This is a genomic window from Idiomarina sp. H2 (assembly GCF_004364275.1).
Taxonomy (GTDB): domain Bacteria; phylum Pseudomonadota; class Gammaproteobacteria; order Enterobacterales; family Alteromonadaceae; genus Idiomarina; species Idiomarina loihiensis.
On record NZ_SNZY01000008.1, the window covers coordinates 68,370 to 86,446 of the forward strand.

Genomic DNA, 18,077 nt, shown 5'->3' on the forward strand with positions numbered 1-18,077 from the left:
CTTTATGAAGATAGTCATTCCAATGCTGATTGCTGTAGCCGGATTGACCGCTATGCACAAGGCGCAGGCGCAGGATGTTGAAGCGGTACAGTTATATTCAGACGCGGAACTGGTTGAGATGTTTGCAACTAATGCGCATCTGAAACGGGTACGCGATACCGATCGCTGCCAGTTGGCACAGGATATTGAAGCTCAGGCCGAGCTTGAGCGCCGACCGACTTATCAGTTTCTTTATGGCGACATGATGGCCTGGGGTGTGTGTTATGACCGTGACCCCGAACTTGGCCTGCTGTATATGGAGAAAGCAGCTCAGCATGGCTTACTGGAAGCTCTGGAGCAGTTAGGTCGCTATTACCATGAAGGGGTTTTGGTGCAAAAAGACATTGAGCGTGCCATTCTGTACCTTCGTGAAGCCGCATCGTTAGGAAATTTGCCTGCGCAACGACGCTTTGCCGATATTCTGCTGGCCGATGAAGGCAGCCCTTATGATTATGAAAAAGCTTATCATTGGCTGCATAATTCAATTACCGCTGATAAGCGGACTTATGCGGATATTGAACAGAAGCTTGCAAAGCTGGCTGAGAGAATGCCACCTTCGGTGGTTGAGAAAGCAAAAAGGCCACTTGATTAGAGTATATAGGACTAAGTGGCCTTTGATTTGAACTGCGAAAGCTTATTTGTGTTTAAGACAAGCGATTGCGGAAATCTTCGTAGCTAAATTGTCGTACACAATCGAACTGTCCATTCTCCCGCAAAATACCAATGGCTGGGTGTTGAACACCGTTAAAGAAAGACGTTTTCACCATGGTGTAATGCATCATGTCCTCAAACACCAGGCGGTCGCCAACAGCCAGCGGCTGATCAAAACTGTACTCACCGATAACATCACCGGCTAAACAACTATTGCCGCCTAAGCGATAACTGAAGGCTTTTTCTGCTGGTAAACCTGCTCCGGTAATGACCGGGCGATAAGGCATTTCCAGCACGTCCGGCATATGCGCTGTGGCTGAAATATCCAGTAAAGCAATTTGCCCCTGGTTCTCAACAATATCCACCACTTCACAGACCAGCGGACCGGTTTGCCAGGCAACGGCAGAGCCGGGCTCCAGTATCACTTGAAGGTCGTAGGTTTCGCGCAGGCGCTTTAACTGTTTTATCAGATGATCAACATCGTAGCCCTGACGGGTCATGAGATGTCCGCCACCCAGATTCAACCATTTCATTTGTTTTAGCTGTTCGCCAAAACGGTTTTCCACGGCGTCCAGTGTGCGCTCAAGGGCAAAAGAGTCGCACTCGCACAGGTTGTGCACGTGCAAACCTTCAACGCCGGTTAAGTCCTGCTGCTTAAGTTCGCTGGCACGAATACCCAGACGAGAGCCCGGTGCGCTGGGATCATAAAGCTCAGTTTCAGCTTCCTGATGCTCCGGGTTAATACGCAGACCAACGGAAACTCCGGCATCAGCTGTCTGTTCACGGTACTTGTGCCATTGAGAGACACTGTTGAAAGACAAGTGATTCACTAACGGCAGCAGTTCGTCGATGTCTTCTTGTTTATAAGCTGGCGCATAAGCATGAACTTCGCGCGAAAACTCCTCCGCTGCCAGCTTTGCCTCCCAGACAGAACTGGCTGTGCAGCCTTTCAGATACTGACGAATAAGCGGAAAAGCTGACCACATGGCGTAGCCTTTCAGTGCCAGAATAATGTCGGCACCACTTTGCTCCTGTACCTTTTGCATCAGCTCGAGGTTCTTGCGTAGCAGCTTTTCGTCCAGCACATAGCAAGGAGACGGAATTTCCGGCGATGTATATTGACTCATGCGTTGTCTTCTCTGTTACTTCTCAAATGGCTTATCGCATTCCAGAACTTGCCATGGCAGGCCATATTTGTTTAGCCGTTCCATAAACTCGTCCGGGTCAAACTGTTCCATATTCCAGACGCCGGGTTCCATCCAATGACCCTGCAACATCATAGAAGCGCCGATCATTGCCGGTACGCCGGTAGTGTAAGAGACTGCCTGGGCGCCAACTTCTTTGTTGGTTTCGGCATGGTCACAGTTGTTGTAGATGAAAATAGTCTTCTCTTGACCGTCTTTCAGTCCTGTGACATAGGTACCAATACAGGTTTTTCCGGTATAGCCTTCCGCCAGAGAACCCGGGTTCGGCAGTACCGCCTTGAGAAACTCCAGTGGTACAATTTTTTTGCCTTCAAAGTCTACCGGTTGGATAGAGGTCATGCCAACGTTTTCAAGTACCCGTAAGTGAGTCAGATACTGCTCACCGAAAGTCATCCAGAAACGCGCGCGTTTAATGGTTGGAAAGTGCTTAACTAGCGACTCCAGCTCTTCGTGGAACAGCAGGTAAGACGGGCGAACACCAACATTTGGGTAATCCAGATCTTTACGCACGCTGATAGGGTCGGTTTCGTGCCACTCGCCGTTTTCCCAGTACTTACCTTTTTGGGTAATTTCGCGAATATTAATTTCCGGGTTAAAGTTGGTTGCAAAGGCCTGACCGTGGTCACCACCGTTGCAGTCAACAATGTCCAGATAATGCACTTCGTCAAAGTAGTGCTTGGCGGCATAAGCCGTAAATACGTTGGTAACACCCGGATCAAAACCGGCACCCAACAAGGCCATTAAACCTTTTTCTTTAAAGCGTTCCTGATAAGCCCACTGCCACGAATATTCAAATTTCGCTTCGTCTTTTGGTTCGTAGTTTGCGGTATCCAGGTAGTGAACGCCGGTTTCGAGGCACGCATCCATGATAGGTAAGTCCTGGTATGGAAGCGCAACGTTAATAACCAGTGACGGGTTAATGCCACGAATAAGCTCAGCTACTTCTGCAGAGTCATCGGCGTCTACCTGATACACACCAACAACGCGGTCTTTACCCGCTTTTTCCTGCAACGCCTGACATTTGGACAGGGTACGGCTGGCAAGATGAATCTCAGAGAATACTTCAGGTAGGCCTGCACATTTTTGTACGACTACGCCAGCAACACCGCCGGCACCAATAATTAGAACTTTAGACATGAATGCTATCCTTCACAGAAATCTTTTAACTAATAAAGTTGCTGCGAAAGATAGCATATTTTTATGAAATCATCATTCAGAAGCGTTGCTTTGTGCTGCCTCGGAATCCATACCTAAATGCTTATGTAAAAATGCCCAGTTTTCGGCATGTTCTTCAATGCGCATCCAGGTTGGTGTACCGGCTCCGTGACCAGCGCGAGTCTCTACATTCAACAGTATGGGTTGGTCGCAACTTTGGTCACGTTGCAGTGCAGCTGCAAACTTGTAGCTGTGCCATGGAACCACTCGATTATCGTGGTCGCCGGTGGTGATCAAGGTTGCCGGATAACAGGTGCCGCTCTTGGTATTGTGCACCGGCGAGTAAGCATAAAGAGTTTTGAACTCCTCTTTATTTTCGCTTAAACCAAATTCACTACCCCAGCCTCGTGCATTGGCGCTGGGCAGTTGGTATCTCAGCATATCCATAACACCAACGGCAGGAAGGGCTGCGGCAAACAACTCAGGACGCTGAGTCATGGTAGCGCCGACCAATAAACCGCCGTTACTGCGTCCCTGAATAGCCAGCTTATTCTTGTTGGTGTAGTTGTTGTTTATTAACCATTCAGCCGCGGCAATAAAGTCGTCAAAGACGTTTTGCTTGTTTTCTTTAGTGCCTTGTTGATGCCACATTTCACCAAATTCACCGCCGCCGCGAAGATTTGGAATGGCTAGTACGCCGCCCATTTCTAACCAGACAAGACGGGTTGTGTCGTAATCTGGCGTAATAGAAATATTGAAACCGCCATAACCATATAACAGCGTTGGGTTTTCGCCGTTAAGCTCAATGTTCTTGTCGTGCACTAAAAACATTGGAACTTCGGTGCCATCGGCACTGTTGTATACCACTTGCTCAGTTGTATATTGATCTAATTCGGCTGGCACTTTGGTTTCATACCACAAGGTGGTACGTTGCTGGTCAGGCTGGTAGCGATAGATTTTTCCCGGTTCGGTAAAGCTTTTGAAGGAAAAGAATACATCGGGTGCTTTATGGCTGCCTTCAAAACCGCTAATTGAGCCAATACCGGGTAAAGCCAGCTCCTGAAGCATGGTTCCTTTTATATCAAAGATAGCCACTCGCGAGCGCGCTGACTGCAGATAATGCGCAAATAGTTGACCATTTACTGCATGTACGTCTTTCAGTGTATGAGTTTTAGCAGCAATAATTTCTGTCCAGTTCTCAGGTTCAGGTTGTTTAGGGTCAACGGCAACGACACGACCTGTCGACGCTTCATTGGTAGTCTTAAAATACAGCAGGCCTTTTTGGCTGGTAACGTACTGATATTGGCCGTCCCACTTGGTGAAAAGCCCTTTAAAAGGTGCATTTTCCTGTGCTAGCGGACGCAGGTAGACGGCATTAGCGTCGTAGCCTTTAAAAACATCAATAAGTAAGTATTTACCGTCGTCCGATACTTTGGCGTAAGGGTTTAGTTCGGGCTGGTTGTCAAAAGCAAAAATCAGCTCATCGTCACTTTGTTTGGTTCCCAGTTTATGAAAATAAACACTGACGGGTTTTGTATCATCAAAGCTGCCGTCTTTATTTTCAGGGTAGCGGCTGTAATAAAACCCCCGTTCATTTGGTAGCCAGGCAACTTCGGTAAATTTAACCCCTTCAATAACGTCGCTGGTGTCTTTTCCTGACTCTACATTACGGACTTTTATTTCCGTCCAGTCGCTGCCGCCGTCAGAAGTGGCATAAGCAACATAGGTCGCGCGGGGAGAAACGTTAATACGTGCCAGCGACACGGTTCCGTCGTCGCTGAAGTTATTAGGATTAATCAGAATATCCGGCGCACTGTTTAAATCGGTCATGGTGTATAGCACGGACTGATTTTGAAGGCCGTCATTTGCGAAGTAGAAATACCGGTCGGCATAGCGAAAAGGCGTGCTGACTTTTTCATAATTCCACAGTTCAGTCATGCGATCTTTAATGTCGGCGAACGCCGGAAGATTTTGCAATAAAGGAGTAGATAACTGGTTTTGCGCATCCACCCAATTAGACACTTCCTGGTTGTCCTGCTCCAGCCAGCGGTAAGGATCTTCAACTCGGGTACCGTGATAATCATCTTGCTGCTCGACGGTTTTAGTTTCGGGGTAAGGGCCGTCAGGTTGTTCTTTTTCCTGTTCAAACGAGCTACAGGCACTCAGTATCAACACAGTTGAACAAAGAATAAAAGCTGAATAACGAGTCATGGTTGGGCTTCCTGTTTAGGTTCTGCGGTGATCATAGGAATTTGCTGTCAAAACAACAAGTCACATTAGTGCAGTAAGCATACTTCTTTACAGAGATTTTCATTCGCCTGACGCTGAGACACTCCCCCCCAATACTCGCCCAGATGTTTGAGTGTTGTCGATGAGTTACACAGCAGTTCGGTTAGAGGGTGATTACTATGTTGCCAGTAGAACCACTGAGCTAAGGCAAAATGTGCCGCGTCAAACGGGATAGTCTTACTGCGATAGGCTTGAATAAGGCTTGTTCTTATCTCATTGTGTTCGTCTGTCAGTTGCAGCATCTCTTTGCCATCTGACAACCATTGTAGCTGGTTTTGTCCCCACTGACCGAGCAATTGACATACCCGGTATAATTCAGTGAATTCATTGGTTAGTGGGAGTGCATAAATAGCCGCCGGCCGTGCGGACACACTGTCTATACGGCTACTGAGGCGCCAAAGGGCATAGCCATTTTTCTTCCAGAAATTATCCAGTCCCGGTGACCAGGCAAAACTGGTGCCCAGCATTTGGTAATTGTTGTCCAGTGCCCACCGGTAAATCTCAGCCAGCAATTCGGAGGCGGCTTTACGTCGTCTTTTCGCAGCTGGTACCGCAATACGTGCAACTCTTAGCCAATGTAAATCCATAGCCCAGTCCTGTTGCAGAAAGTAGCCTATGGCCTGAGGCAGTAAATTTCCTTTGGGGCGTCTTTGCCCTTGTCTGACTTCTTCTTTTAATGGCGATAAAATGGGTCCCTCACTCATAAGCCAGGCAACCGCAGTAACTTCGCCGTTTGTGGACTGATATGCGAGCTTATGTCCGGGTTCGGTAAGCAGCAGGTTAAGGTCATTCGGGCTACTTTGGTAATGTGCGCTGAGAAGAAGTTGAAAACATTGTTGCAGCAAAGCTTCTTCAAGTTCCGATGCGTGTTTAATAAAAGTGCCGGACTCCCGGCGCCCGAATTGTGTTACTGGTTGCTCGTTCATTAGGAAAGTGTCGGTCAGCCACTGCTCTAACGGATCATTTATGGGCCAGCGTAATGGTTGAGTTAGCTGGTGAACAGATACCTGTGGCAAGGTTTTCCTGGCCCAGTCGGTAAAGTGCACAGCAAAACCACGACCACAACCTTCATAACCAGCAACGGTTGTGGCAAGCAACCAGGGATTAAATTTTTGGCATAGCTGTTCTGTTGCCCACAATGGCAGACCCGCAGCTTCATCAATAATTAATGTTACTTCCGAATTACCGGGTTGTTCCAGCAGCTTATCCCAGGCGACGAAATGAGCTTCCGGCGCTTGCTGTAGTAAAACTTTCGCATTGGCTTTTCGCGGTGCCGTCACAATAATCGAGCTGTGCTCTTTTGCTTGGGCAAGCGCCTGACCTAACAAGGTACTTTTACCGCGGCCGCGTTCGGCGGTAATGATATGAGTTTCGCATGGTTTTGCTGTGCTTTGTGTAAGAGCGTTAAAAATAGAGTTCTGCTCATTCGTTAGCTGTAGCGTCTCATTTGCTGAGCGTGTTTCAGTTTTGTTGACCGATGAATAGGGTTTGATGTTTGATTCGGCAAAGTGTTTTGCGGCAAAACGCTCCATGCGGTGACTCATGGCGTTGCTCTCAGCCGGGAGTAAAATAGACAACAGACCACCGGCGGTAACGGTGCCACAAAGCGCTGCTATGGCGTCGGCGTGCAAACCGTCGTGGCAGTCTATCCAGACTTGTTCAAACTCATGCCCCAGATAATCGCGGTAACGGGAGAGTACGGCATCGGCATGAGTCTGTAGGTTTGATAAGTAGATAGAACTTTCAGAACGAGCCTCGCAGTATTCGCGCCAGAGGCTCGCATCTTGCAGCAGTTGAAGTTGTCGGTAACCGCTGCGCTCTGCCATTTTAGAAAATAGGATAAGCGAAGAATTTAGTTAACACTGTATTAATAAATACCGCCGCTAATATCAAGGGAATGAATGTACAGATAGATAGACGTACATATTTGGCCAGTAGTGTATTCGGATAACCGGGGTTGCCTTCAGCAAGTTCTGCATCCAGGTTTTTACGGCGCCAGTGGAAGCTGACAAATAAGCAAATCAAAAGGCCATTCAGTGGCAAGATGGTGTCGTAAAAAACGTCGTAGATTACATCAAAAACTGACTTAGGCGTGTCAGCGTAGAAAGTAAACTCAGTGAATGCCGGAACAAAACCAAAAGAGGTCGCGGCAATAAGAGTCAGTACAGTAACGGCGATACCCATAACCAGCAGGGCTTTTTTACGGCTTATCTTCGCTTGCTCAATAACCGCTGCGGTTGGTACTTCAAGAATAGAAACCAAAGATGTAATAGCAGCAATAAAGGTCAGCAGGAAAAAGATAGTAGCGGCAATGCTTGCGCCAACATAGCCGACAACGCCTTCCAGAGCGATAAAGATTTGCGGAAAGAAAGAGAAAATCATACTAACCGAGGAGTCACTCAATGAATCCGGGTTGGTATTGGGATTGATGGCGAATATCGCGGGCAGAGTCATTAAACCGGCGGTAAAAGCAACGGCTGTATCTGTTAAAGCAACCAGTTTACCTGAGGTCACAATGTCGTCCCTGCGGCTGAAATAAGAGCCGTAGGTTATTAAAATGCCCATACCGAGAGATAACGAGAAAAAGGCCTGTGATAATGCGCCGTTGATTACTGAACCATCAATTTTTGAAAAGTCGGGAACCAGATAAAACTCAAGTCCGAGCACGGCGTTATCCAGTGACAGAACAAAGATAACCAGCAGAATGAGCATAATAAACAGCGCTGGCATCAGGAATTTCGCGGCTTTCTCTATCCCCTGACGAACACCACCAAGCAAGATAACATTGACGATTATTGTCACTGCAATAAGGAAACCAACAAAGCCGTAGTCGTTTACGAATTGGCCAAAGTATTCGGCGTCGGCGAGCATATCGAGGTTGCCGGTAACTGAATGCCAGAGGTAACCGAAGATCCACACCGTGATGACCATGTAGAAAACCGCAATCATAAATGGCGTGATAACTGCCAGTAAGCCAGCAAGATGCCAGCCTTTATTGTTTGGCGATAATGCTTTGTAAGATCCCAGAGGGCTTTTTTGAGCGCGCCGGCCCAGGCCCATTTCTGCCAACATAACTGGCACGCAGATAAAGGCAACGAATAACGCATAGATAATTAAAAATGCCCCACCGCCATTTTTAGTGGCAGCAACGGGGAACCCAACTAAGTTACCAATGCCGACGGCAGAACCTGCCGCCGCTAATATAAAGCCAATCTTAGAGCTAAATTGATCGCGTTGTTCGCTCATTCTGAACCTTCTTTTATCGTTTTTGTTTTACGCTTTTTAAGCGCCGCTGTTCAGCAAATTCCAGCAATCCTAGCAAGGCGTTAATTTAACGGCAAGCAGCTAATTACTGTTTGTGCGGCAGAATGCGGGAAATCCGGCTTGGAAACAAAACTTATTTTAACATCCATGACAATTGTAATATTGGAATTTTTTGCAAGTCATATAACATTTAATTAACTCAGTTTTAACACGCTGGTAAATACAGGGAATTCAACTCTCTGGAACAGATTGGCGTCTTTTTACCAGCGTGTTTCCTGCAACTGAGTCACCCCATTGCTGCATTTCAAAAAGTCGTGAAACGCAACGCCGGAAAGGAAAAGCCAATTGTCTGGCCTGATATAATTTATCGATGTCGGTTTCGGCGGTTACCAATAAGTGACACTTTCGGTCATAGCACTCATCGACCAGAGCTATAAAACGACGGGCTTCGTTATCCAGTTTGCTGACAATATTTGCCTGATGTTCGCGCTGGTAGGTTTCCTCTACACCATGTACCAGGTCTTTATCTGGTATATAAGAAAAAGCCGGAACCTGATGCACCGCTATAGCAGCATAACGATCGGCCAGTTCCATATAGTCGCGCTGACTTCTGGGGCCGGAGCAGAGAGACATAAAGTCAAAACCAATCACTTTATTGTTGTGCCATAAGCACGGAATTTCACGCTTCATTATCCGAACGGAGGGGGTTTCTTTTGTGCGGCCGAAATGGCTCTCTGCGAGTGAACGGAGCTGTTGCAGTGTGCCTTGCTTAAGGTAATAGGGTAAATCGGCTTCGTGCAGTCGGCGATAATCAACGCCCATACCCAAGTCCAGACAGTCACACTCCTTATTCAACAACTCTATTGTAGGTTCGAAGCGATGGCGCGCCAAACCATCTCTGTAAAGCTCATTAGGTGGGGCGTTCGAGGTTGTTATTAAACTAACCTCCTCGTTGAACAGCGCATGCCATAGTCCGGCTAAAATCATTGCGTCGCCAATATCTTCAACGAAAAACTCATCCAGACAGATTATCGAATAGTGCTGTGACCACCTCTTAGCAATAATCTGCATAGGGTTAGCTTCGCCCTGAAGGCTATTCAGTTCTTCGTGGATTTTGGCCATAAAATGGTGAAAATGCAGTCGAATAGACTGACCTTTCGGAAGATGTTGGTAAAACATGTCCATCAGCAGGGTTTTCCCCCGGCCGACAGGGCCAAATAAGTAAAGACTTTTCGGTTTATGTCCGCGAGCAAGTGAGTCCAGTCGTTGCTGCAGCGCCTTTACCGCCTCTAACTGATATTTATCGGGTTGGAGCGCACCGGACTGAATGTCTTGATTATAGTTTTCCTGCATGAGCTTATTATCACAAAACGTCAGGACAAAAAGAAGCCGGCTGGGGAAGCCGGCCAAACACTGCTGCTAGTGAACAACCATCAATACAGGTCTTCAATACATTGTGCTGTAAAGCTTTCTACGATAGGTCGCCGCCAGAGGATCACCGTCGGGTAATGAATTGATAATGTCGAGTGCGTATTTTTTCGCATCAGCAAAATTGACGTCTTTACCTAATACAGTGAAAACCTGCTGCAGGGCCTCTTCATCACGACTTGCTTCATGAAACTTAAGTGCTAACTGTAATTTTAAAGCCAGGTCATCGGGGTTATTTTCTACTTGCTCCTGTAAAGCGCGTAGCTCTGGAGAGTCAGCGGCGTCTTCCGCCAGCTCAAGCTTGCCTTTTATACGTTGGTAGTCACCGTCTTGCTCTACCAGTGGAATCTTAGCGACCAGCTCTTTGGCCTGATCCAACCGGCCAGCATCGACCGCAGCTTCGGCTAGCAGTTTAAGAGCCTGCATATTAGTGTTGTCTAAATCGTAAGCTTGTTTAGCCAGAGTATAAGCCGTATTCGCGTCACCTTCGCCCATAGCTGTCTGAGCTTGTTGAATTAAGTCGTCTGACGGACTGGGCAGGTGTTTCGTTAGTATTTCCTGAATTTCACCTTCGGTTTTCACTCCACCGAAACTGTCAACTGGCTGACCGTCTTTAAAAAAGGCTACGGTAGGTAAACTGCGAATACCAAACTGGGCGGCTAATTCTTGTTGTTCATCACAATTTATTTTGGCCAGAATAACCTGGTCGCTGTATTGCATAGCCAGCTTTTCAAGCACTGGCATAAGTTGTTTGCAGGGTTCACACCAGTCAGCCCAAAAATCGATAATAATGAGTTTTTCTTTTGAGCCTTCCAGCAAAACTTGCTGAAAGTTCTGCAAGTCAAGGTTAACGATATTGGATTCGGACATCAGCTGCGACGCTCCTGTTTTAATAAGCCACTTTAATCTCTGTTATCAGAGATATGCAGACGCGAGTCCATAATTTCAATGGTTAATGACTAAACCAGGATAAGATTTTATCTTTTAACTTGCTGTAAGGCGGGTAGCGCAAAGCGACGTCGAAACGAAAACTGCGTGTCATCACGGGTTTTAAATGGCTGAAGGTATCGAATCCCCATTTACCGTGGTAGCGACCCATTCCACTGCGACCAACGCCACCAAAAGGCAACTCGTCGTTCAGCATGAACATGAGTGTGTCGTTGTAACAAACATTGCCGGCAGACACTTGCTGTGTAAATAAATCAAGCAGGCGCTGATTGTTGCTAAACACATAGAGCGCTAACGGTTTTGGATGGAGACGGATTTCCTCAATGGCATCCGCTGCTGACTTAATGGTTATGACCGGCAATATCGGACCAAAAATCTCTTCCTGCATGAGCGCACTGCCGTTTTTTATACCATCCACTATTGTGGGGGCGATATAACGTTCGCTCTTATCAGAGTCTCCACCGACAACCACGTTTTCGCCTTCCAGCATTTGCGTCAGGCGCTGCCAGTGCTGCTGATGGATGATCCTGCCGTAATCACTGCTGTGCTGAGGATCTTCACCGTAAAAACTGATGAGTTCGTGCTGCATGGCGGCAATTAACGGCTCTTTCACGCTATCCTCTACCAGCACATAATCCGGCGCAATACAGGTTTGGCCTGCATTAAGAAACTTACCCCAGATAATACGGCGGGCGGCAACTTGAATGGGTGCGTCGGCTAAAACTACCGCCGGGCTTTTACCGCCAAGCTCCAGCGTAACCGGGGTTAAGTTTTCTGCGGCAGACGCCATAATCGCTTTGGCTGCGTTTTCTCCGCCAGTATAGAAAATGTGGTCGAAGGGCAGTGCTGTCAGTTGCTGTGACTCGGTTACGGATCCTGTCACGAGCTTTATTGCGGCATTGTCCAGGTAGTCTGGTAACCGGCGAGCCAGTAGGTCTGTTGTTGCTGTTGCATGTTCAGAGGGTTTTATGACGGCGCAATTCCCAGCGGCAATGGCTGCAATTAAAGGCGCCAGAAGTAATTGTAAAGGGTAGTTCCAGGCTCCCAGAATAAGTACGGCGCCAAGCGGTTCAGGTACTAGCTGACTTTTCGCCGGCCAGGCCAGTAAAGGGTTACTGACTTTACGAGGCTTGCTCCACTTTGGCAGAGCTTTAATTGTCTGCTTAATATCGCTTTGGAGGAACTGTAATTCAGTTAAACGCGCTTCGCTAGGGTGTTTGTTGAGATCAGACTTTAGAGCTTGCAGTAAAGACTTTTCGTTCTCCGTAAGAAATCGCTGAAGTTGCTGAAGTTGATTTAAACGCCATGACAGCGGACGAGTGAGCCCGCTGTCAAAATGGCTTTTTAATTGCTTCAGTGTGTTTTCAAACGGGTTCATCCAAGTCCGCCAAGAGTCACCGTTTTTAACTCAAGATATTCATCAATACCGTACTTAGAACCTTCACGGCCAACACCGGATTCTTTGATGCCACCGAATGGATTATAAGCGTGCGATATGCCACCAGTATTCACACCAACCATGCCGTATTCAAGCGCATCACTTACACGGAAAATACGAGCGGTGTCTTTGGCTGCGAAGTAAGAAGCCAGGCCAAATGGAGTATTGTTGGCTTTTTCAATGCCTTCTTCTTCTGTTTCAAAGGTATTAATAGCCACTACCGGACCAAAGATTTCTTCTTCACTAATATCCATTTCTTCGGTTACACCTGTAATGACCGTTGGCGCATAGAATAAATCGCCTAACTCGGTCATTACTGAACCGCCAGTTTCTATGGTTGCACCGTCAGACTTAGCAGCAAGTACTAAACGTTGTACTTTATCAACAGCGTCCTGATCGATAAGCGGACCTAGGTCGACATTTTCTTCTGTACCGGGCCCTACTTTCAGAGCTTTCACTTTACTGACAACCGCGTTGGTAAATTTTTCGGCTACAGACTGTTGTACCAGTATCCTGTTCGCTGAAACACAGGTTTGCCCGCCATTGCGGAATTTGCAGGCTATTAGCTGTTCCGCGGCTTGCTCTATATCGGCATCGTCAAAGACCAGGAACGGCGCATTACCGCCAAGCTCAAGAGACAATTTTGTGACGTGCTCTGAACATTGCTGCATTAGAATTTTCCCGACACCTGTAGAGCCGGTAAATGACAGCTTGCGAACCTGTGGTGAGGTCGCCAGACGTTTACCTACACTTTTAGCATCGCTGGTCGGAATAATATTAATAACGCCGTCGGGAATGCCAACTTCACTAGCCAGTTGGGCTAATGCCAGACTAGAAAGCGGAGTTAATTGCGGTGGCTTAACCACGATAGTGCAGCCCGCTGCCAGTGCCGGCGCAATTTTACGAGTGATCATGGCGTTGGGGAAATTCCATGGGGTAATGGCCGCACAGACACCAACCGGCTCTTTAGTGACCATTACACGCTTACTGCTATCGGCGTTAGGTAATATATCGCCATCGATGCGTTCAGCTTCACCGGCAAACCAGTCAACAAAGCTGGCGCCGTATTCGACCTCGCCAACGGCTTCGGCGACGGGCTTACCTTGCTCGGCACTCATTAATTCACCCAGTGCCTGCTTGTTGTCCATCATGGCTTCGTACCATTTACGCAGCAGCATCGCGCGTTCACGGGCGGTTTTCTTGCGCCAGCTTTTAAGAGCGGTGTCTGCAACGTTTATGGCACGTTGAGTTAAATCTTCGTCAGCGTCAGCAACCTCGGCTATTACTTCGCCAGTTGCCGGGTTAGTGACTGAGAAACGTTTGTCCGTAGGAACCCAGTGACCTTCAATAAAGCAGTCTTTCTTAGTCAGGGATGACATAGAATGTGCTGACATAATTCCTCCAAATTTGAGAATAACTCTAATAATGTAGGCAATATAAAAAGAAATGGTTCAACTTTTTCGATTATTTTGACGGAAATAGATGCGTTTGGTGAAAAAAAGGTCAAAGGCATTGCTTTTTGAGTAAAAAAACGTATAATCCGCCGTTCCTCAAGGAACACCGCATAACTGATGAGGCAGCGGTCACCCTTGATTCGTGGGGTTGCAGCGCCTGATTCCAGTCCAGACAGTTTAGAGACTGAACACTGATTCCTGTTGCCGGGCCATAACCCCTTTTTTATTGTGTTTGCCAATGGGCAAACGGGAATAAAGTGAGACAAATATGTCAAATACCCAAACGGGTCTGTCGTTTAACGACATGGCCTTACCTAGTGCTGTGCTTGAACAATTAAACGCAATGCAGTTTTTAACTCCGACTCCTATTCAGCTACAGGCTATTCCTGCATTGCTGGAAGGGCAAGACGTGCTGGGCGAAGCTCAGACCGGTACCGGTAAAACTGCTGCATTCGGTCTGCCTGCACTGGCAAAAATTGATGCGTCGGTTAAGCAAACTCAAGTATTAGTCGTAACTCCAACTCGTGAGCTGGCTATTCAGGTAGCTGAAGCGCTTGAAGGCTTTGCTGCGAAAATGCGTGGCGTTGGCGTAGCAACCGTTTACGGTGGCGCTCCATTTGGTCCTCAGGTTAAAGCCCTGAAGCAGGGAACCGCTATTGTTGTTGGTACCCCGGGTCGTCTTATCGACTTATTGAATAAAAACGTCCTGCAACTAGATGGTTTGAAAGTGGGCGTTCTGGATGAAGCTGATGAAATGCTTAACATGGGTTTCATTGAAGACATCGAGACGATTCTAAAAGCTGTACCGAATACGGCGCAACGCGCATTATTCTCAGCAACTATGCCGAATGCAATTCGCAAACTGGCAAAAACCTTCCTGAAAGATCCGCTGAACATTCAGATTGAAGCTATTGCCCGCGAAAAAGCGACCATTAAGCAGAAAGCCTGGAAAGTTCAGGGCATGACGAAAATGACCGCTCTGACTCGATTGTTAGAAGTTACTCCGTATCAGCGCGCACTGATTTTCGTACGTACCCGTCAGGATACGATGGATGTGGCTGAATTATTGCAACGCAACGGCTTTAAAGCGGCGCCATTAAGCGGTGACTTGAACCAAGCTCAGCGTGAGCAGACTGTCAGTCAGTTACGTAGTGGACACATCGAAATTCTGGTAGGGACCGACGTTGTTGCTCGTGGCTTAGACGTTCCTGAAATTACGCACGTTATTAACTATGACTTACCAAGCGATACTGAATCTTATGTTCACCGTATTGGACGTACTGGTCGTGCGGGCCGTACCGGTGAAGCGATTTTGTTCTTCCGTGCAAAAGAACGTCATTTGTTGCGTCACTATGAGCGCTTAACCAATGCACCGGTTGAGTTCTTTGAAGTACCAAACGCAAATGAACTGAGCAAGTACCGTCAGCAACAATTGTTAGAGAAGTTGCAGGCGTCACTGGCTCCTGAAACTGCAAGCGCCGATAAGCCTAAGCTAGAGAAACTGTTAGGCGAGTGGCTGGAACAGTCAGAGTTAAGTGCTGAAGAAATTGCTTTAGCGTTATTGGCTCAGCATAATGAGCAGCGCCCGTTGTTCCTGAAAGAAGACCGTCCGGTACGTGAAGCACGCAACGAGCGTAGCGAACGATCAGGTCGCAATGAACGCAGTGACCGTGGCGATAAACGTAAACCTCGTGCCGAACGTGGTGGTCGTGCAGCGGATGTCGATTTTGAAACCTACAAAATTCAGGTAGGCCGTGAACACGGCGCTCGTCCTGGTGACATCGTTGGTGCTATTGCTAACGAAGCATCAATGGACAGCAAGTATATTGGGCAAATTCAGTTGTTTGATAATCATTCTTTAGTGCAGCTACCAAAAGGTATGCCAAAAGACATTATGCACGTACTGAAAAAAGCTCGTGTGCGTCAACAGCCTATGGGTCTGGAACTAAGTGATGAGCAAGTTAAGCGTGCGCCACGCCCACCGCGTGACCGCGATGCTCGTGGCGGACCTAAGCGCAACTCCGGTAAGGGTGCTGCGCGTCGTTTTAGTTAATTAGCGTCTCTTAACTCGGCCGGATGATCAACAATGATCATCTGGTCGATGTCATATCCCCACTCATGAGCCTTGGCTAAAGCGTAATCAATATCTGCCTGAGAAACATCAGGACTTCTCGATAAAAACCAGAAATACTCGTGTGAGTCGCTGGTTACTATAGCCTGCTGATAATCACCACCTAACCAACTTACGTAATATCCGCCATAAAAGGGCCAGAAGAAGGTGACCTGATATGCGGCCTCCATGTTTTCGACTGGCTCAGCCAATCCAATAGCGGTTTGCCATTCTTCATTTTGGGTGTGATAACCCCGGTTGGTCACTTCCAGTGTGCCATCACCATTTAAGCGATACTCTGCCGTAACACCCTGCAAGCCTTCTTCAAAGCTGTGTGGCATGCGGACTATTTCGTACCATTTTCCCAGGTAACGCTCGGCTTCAAAGTCGTCAACAACTTCGGCTACCGGTGTTGGTTGAGAGTTACAGGCACTCAGTAGAAACGTAAAAAGTAATGACACCATCCATTTTTTCATTGTGCTTCCTTTTATAACTCGTTGATATTATCTAAATAAGTTTCGGCTTGTTTTATTAACGCCTGCTGTTCTTCTTCGGTTTTTTTATTCCAGACCTGATACATCATGCTCATTCTGTGATTGTCTTTAAAGCGTTCTTTATGACGTTCAATAAAATGCCAGTACAGGCTATTAAAAGGACAGGCTTTTTCGCCGGTTTTCTTCTTCGGATCATAATAGCACTCTTTACAATAGTGCCCCATTTTTTGCATATAGTTGGCACTGGCAATGTAGGGCTTGGTTGCTATTAGCCCACCGTCGGCATACTGACTCATGCCGCGAGTATTGGGCAGTTCCACCCACTCAATGGCATCAATATAAATACCAAGATACCAGTCATCCAAAGCGTCCGGTGATACGCCGGCCAGCAGAGCGAAATTTCCGGTTACCATTAACCGCTGTATGTGATGGGCGTAGGCATAGTCTAACGACTGCCTAACGGCGTAATGCAAACATGCCATTTTGGTATTGGCAGTCCAGTAAAACTCCGGTAGCGGTCTGGTGTGGTTAAGTGCGTTAAGATTTTTATAGTCGGGCATATGCGCCCAGTAAATACCCCTTACAAACTCTCGCCAGCCAATAATTTGCCGACAAAAGCCTTCAATTTGGGCTAGGGAAATGGTGTCTTTGTTTTTCGACCAGGCATCAATAGCAGCGTTAACCACCTCTAACGGATGCAGCATTTTGGTGTTGAGAGAAAATGAAAGCCTTGAATGATAAAGACTCCAGTGAGCTTCCCCAACGTTATTTTCGGTTGCCATGGTGTCCTGATAACGACCAAAATCAGGAAGTCCGAATTGACAAAAATGTTCAAGCAACTGCTTAGACTGTTTTCGGTTAACCGGCCATATCAGTTGAGCCGCGTTCGCTTGTCCCATGGTTTTAACGTCACCGTCGTGCAGCACCTCATCAATATCCGATACGTCATTGGAGAAGGTTAAAGGCGGCTCTAGGTCATGATTTGCCGGAATCTTTTTCTGGTTTTCTTTATCGTAATTCCAGAGGCCACCAGTCGGACGTCCTCCCTCCATTAGAATATCGTATTGCTTACGTACCCTTCGGTAGAAGGTTTCCATTAAGTAGTTTTCGCTATTGGGGAAATACTCTTTTAGCGAGTTGCGGCCGGTAAGAAAGTGCTCTGTATCAAACCAGTTTAAATGAATGTTATTGGCGCCGGCCCAGATTTTCAGTTGATGATCGAGCCGGTATTCGTCGGGTTGCTGACATTCCAGAGTGGTCACTTCGTACTTTTTCATTAACTGCTGAAGGTTCTGAGTCAGGCTTTGTTCATTAGTGTCATCATCAAGTTTTATATAGTTTACCTGATGTCCTGCCGTGTTCAGAGCGTTACCGAAAGCCCGCATCGCTGCGAAAAAAGCTAATACTTTTTGCCGATGGTGAACAACGTAATCAGTTTCTTGTTTGAGCTCCATCATTACATAAAGTACACCCGCGTCCTTTTCTCTGAACCACGAATGTCTGGCATTGAGTTGGTCGCCAAGTATGAGTCGTAGAGTATGAATTTTCATAAGCAGTGAGGAGTTAGGGTTGATAGTTCTATTACGTTCTATTCAGGGATTC

13 protein-coding genes are annotated in these 18,077 nt (G+C 47.2%); 2 read left to right on the forward strand and 11 right to left on the reverse strand.

The genetic code is table 11. The annotated features are described in order from the left end of the window. Nucleotides 1-4: 4 nt before the first annotated feature. Nucleotides 5-631, forward strand: coding sequence for a tetratricopeptide repeat protein (locus DET62_RS11175; protein ID WP_011235229.1), 627 nt, complete (start codon nt 5-7; stop codon nt 629-631). Between the two features lie 52 nt (nt 632-683). Here DET62_RS11175 and nspC read toward each other — a convergent pair whose 3' ends face one another. The 9 genes from nspC to DET62_RS11220 all read right to left on the reverse strand — a co-directional run bounded on the left by nspC (nt 684) and on the right by DET62_RS11220 (nt 13,796). Next, the gene (gene nspC, locus DET62_RS11180) at nt 684-1,817 is read right to left on the reverse strand and encodes a carboxynorspermidine decarboxylase (RefSeq protein ID WP_110013949.1); all 1,134 of its coding nucleotides are present in this window, start codon (nt 1,815-1,817) and stop codon (nt 684-686) included. 15 nt (nt 1,818-1,832) lie between these two features. After that, nucleotides 1,833-3,032 (reverse strand): saccharopine dehydrogenase family protein, encoded by a 1,200-nt coding sequence (locus DET62_RS11185; RefSeq protein WP_110013950.1) that lies wholly within the window; start codon nt 3,030-3,032, stop codon nt 1,833-1,835. A 72-nt stretch (nt 3,033-3,104) separates the two neighbouring features. After that, entirely contained in the window at nt 3,105-5,261 is a 2,157-nt protein-coding gene (locus DET62_RS11190; protein ID WP_110013951.1) for a prolyl oligopeptidase family serine peptidase, read from the reverse strand. A 65-nt stretch (nt 5,262-5,326) separates the two neighbouring features. After that, nucleotides 5,327-7,165: a GNAT family N-acetyltransferase gene (locus DET62_RS11195; protein ID WP_110013952.1), complete on the reverse strand. Its 1,839-nt coding sequence runs from the start codon at nt 7,163-7,165 to the stop codon at nt 5,327-5,329. A gap of 1 nt (nt 7,166) precedes the next feature. Continuing rightward, a complete protein-coding gene (locus tag DET62_RS11200) occupies nt 7,167-8,585 on the reverse strand; it encodes a sodium-dependent transporter (RefSeq protein WP_011235224.1) in 1,419 nt (472 codons plus the stop codon). A 249-nt stretch (nt 8,586-8,834) separates the two neighbouring features. After that, on the reverse strand, nt 8,835-9,956 hold the full coding sequence (zapE, locus tag DET62_RS11205) for a cell division protein ZapE (RefSeq protein WP_110013996.1): 1,122 nt from the start codon (nt 9,954-9,956) through the stop codon (nt 8,835-8,837). A gap of 93 nt (nt 9,957-10,049) precedes the next feature. Beyond that, entirely contained in the window at nt 10,050-10,901 is an 852-nt protein-coding gene (trxA, locus tag DET62_RS11210) for a thioredoxin (RefSeq protein ID WP_110013953.1), read from the reverse strand. 82 nt (nt 10,902-10,983) lie between these two features. Then, a complete protein-coding gene (locus tag DET62_RS11215; RefSeq protein WP_110013954.1) occupies nt 10,984-12,357 on the reverse strand; it encodes an aldehyde dehydrogenase family protein in 1,374 nt (457 codons plus the stop codon). Further along, complete coding sequence (locus DET62_RS11220; protein ID WP_110013997.1) at nt 12,354-13,796, reverse strand: NAD-dependent succinate-semialdehyde dehydrogenase; 1,443 nt, start codon at nt 13,794-13,796, stop codon at nt 12,354-12,356. The genes DET62_RS11215 and DET62_RS11220 overlap by 4 nt, the downstream gene beginning before the upstream one ends. Nucleotides 13,797-14,139: 343 nt before the next feature. Between DET62_RS11220 and DET62_RS11225 the strand changes: the two genes are divergently transcribed. Further along, nucleotides 14,140-15,924 (forward strand): DEAD/DEAH box helicase, encoded by a 1,785-nt coding sequence (locus DET62_RS11225; protein WP_011235219.1) that lies wholly within the window; start codon nt 14,140-14,142, stop codon nt 15,922-15,924. Here the strand turns inward: DET62_RS11225 and DET62_RS11230 are convergent. Both DET62_RS11230 and DET62_RS11235 read right to left on the reverse strand, forming a co-directional pair. Continuing rightward, a complete protein-coding gene (locus tag DET62_RS11230; protein ID WP_011235218.1) occupies nt 15,921-16,457 on the reverse strand; it encodes a lipocalin family protein in 537 nt (178 codons plus the stop codon). The genes DET62_RS11225 and DET62_RS11230 overlap by 4 nt on opposite strands. An 11-nt stretch (nt 16,458-16,468) precedes the next feature. Beyond that, a complete protein-coding gene (locus DET62_RS11235) occupies nt 16,469-18,025 on the reverse strand; it encodes a cryptochrome/photolyase family protein (RefSeq protein WP_110013955.1) in 1,557 nt (518 codons plus the stop codon). Nucleotides 18,026-18,077 lie beyond the last annotated feature (52 nt).

Coding starts and splice junctions, on each gene's coding strand:
- DET62_RS11175 (WP_011235229.1), top strand. CDS start 5: ATGAAGATAGTCATTCCAATGCTGATTGCTGTAGCCGGATTGACCGCT.
- nspC (WP_110013949.1), bottom strand. CDS start 1,817: ATGAGTCAATATACATCGCCGGAAATTCCGTCTCCTTGCTATGTGCTG.
- DET62_RS11185 (WP_110013950.1), bottom strand. CDS start 3,032: ATGTCTAAAGTTCTAATTATTGGTGCCGGCGGTGTTGCTGGCGTAGTC.
- DET62_RS11190 (WP_110013951.1), bottom strand. CDS start 5,261: ATGACTCGTTATTCAGCTTTTATTCTTTGTTCAACTGTGTTGATACTG.
- DET62_RS11195 (WP_110013952.1), bottom strand. CDS start 7,165: ATGGCAGAGCGCAGCGGTTACCGACAACTTCAACTGCTGCAAGATGCG.
- DET62_RS11200 (WP_011235224.1), bottom strand. CDS start 8,585: ATGAGCGAACAACGCGATCAATTTAGCTCTAAGATTGGCTTTATATTA.
- zapE (WP_110013996.1), bottom strand. CDS start 9,956: ATGCAGGAAAACTATAATCAAGACATTCAGTCCGGTGCGCTCCAACCC.
- trxA (WP_110013953.1), bottom strand. CDS start 10,901: ATGTCCGAATCCAATATCGTTAACCTTGACTTGCAGAACTTTCAGCAA.
- DET62_RS11215 (WP_110013954.1), bottom strand. CDS start 12,357: ATGAACCCGTTTGAAAACACACTGAAGCAATTAAAAAGCCATTTTGAC.
- DET62_RS11220 (WP_110013997.1), bottom strand. CDS start 13,796: ATGTCATCCCTGACTAAGAAAGACTGCTTTATTGAAGGTCACTGGGTT.
- DET62_RS11225 (WP_011235219.1), top strand. CDS start 14,140: ATGTCAAATACCCAAACGGGTCTGTCGTTTAACGACATGGCCTTACCT.
- DET62_RS11230 (WP_011235218.1), bottom strand. CDS start 16,457: ATGAAAAAATGGATGGTGTCATTACTTTTTACGTTTCTACTGAGTGCC.
- DET62_RS11235 (WP_110013955.1), bottom strand. CDS start 18,025: ATGAAAATTCATACTCTACGACTCATACTTGGCGACCAACTCAATGCC.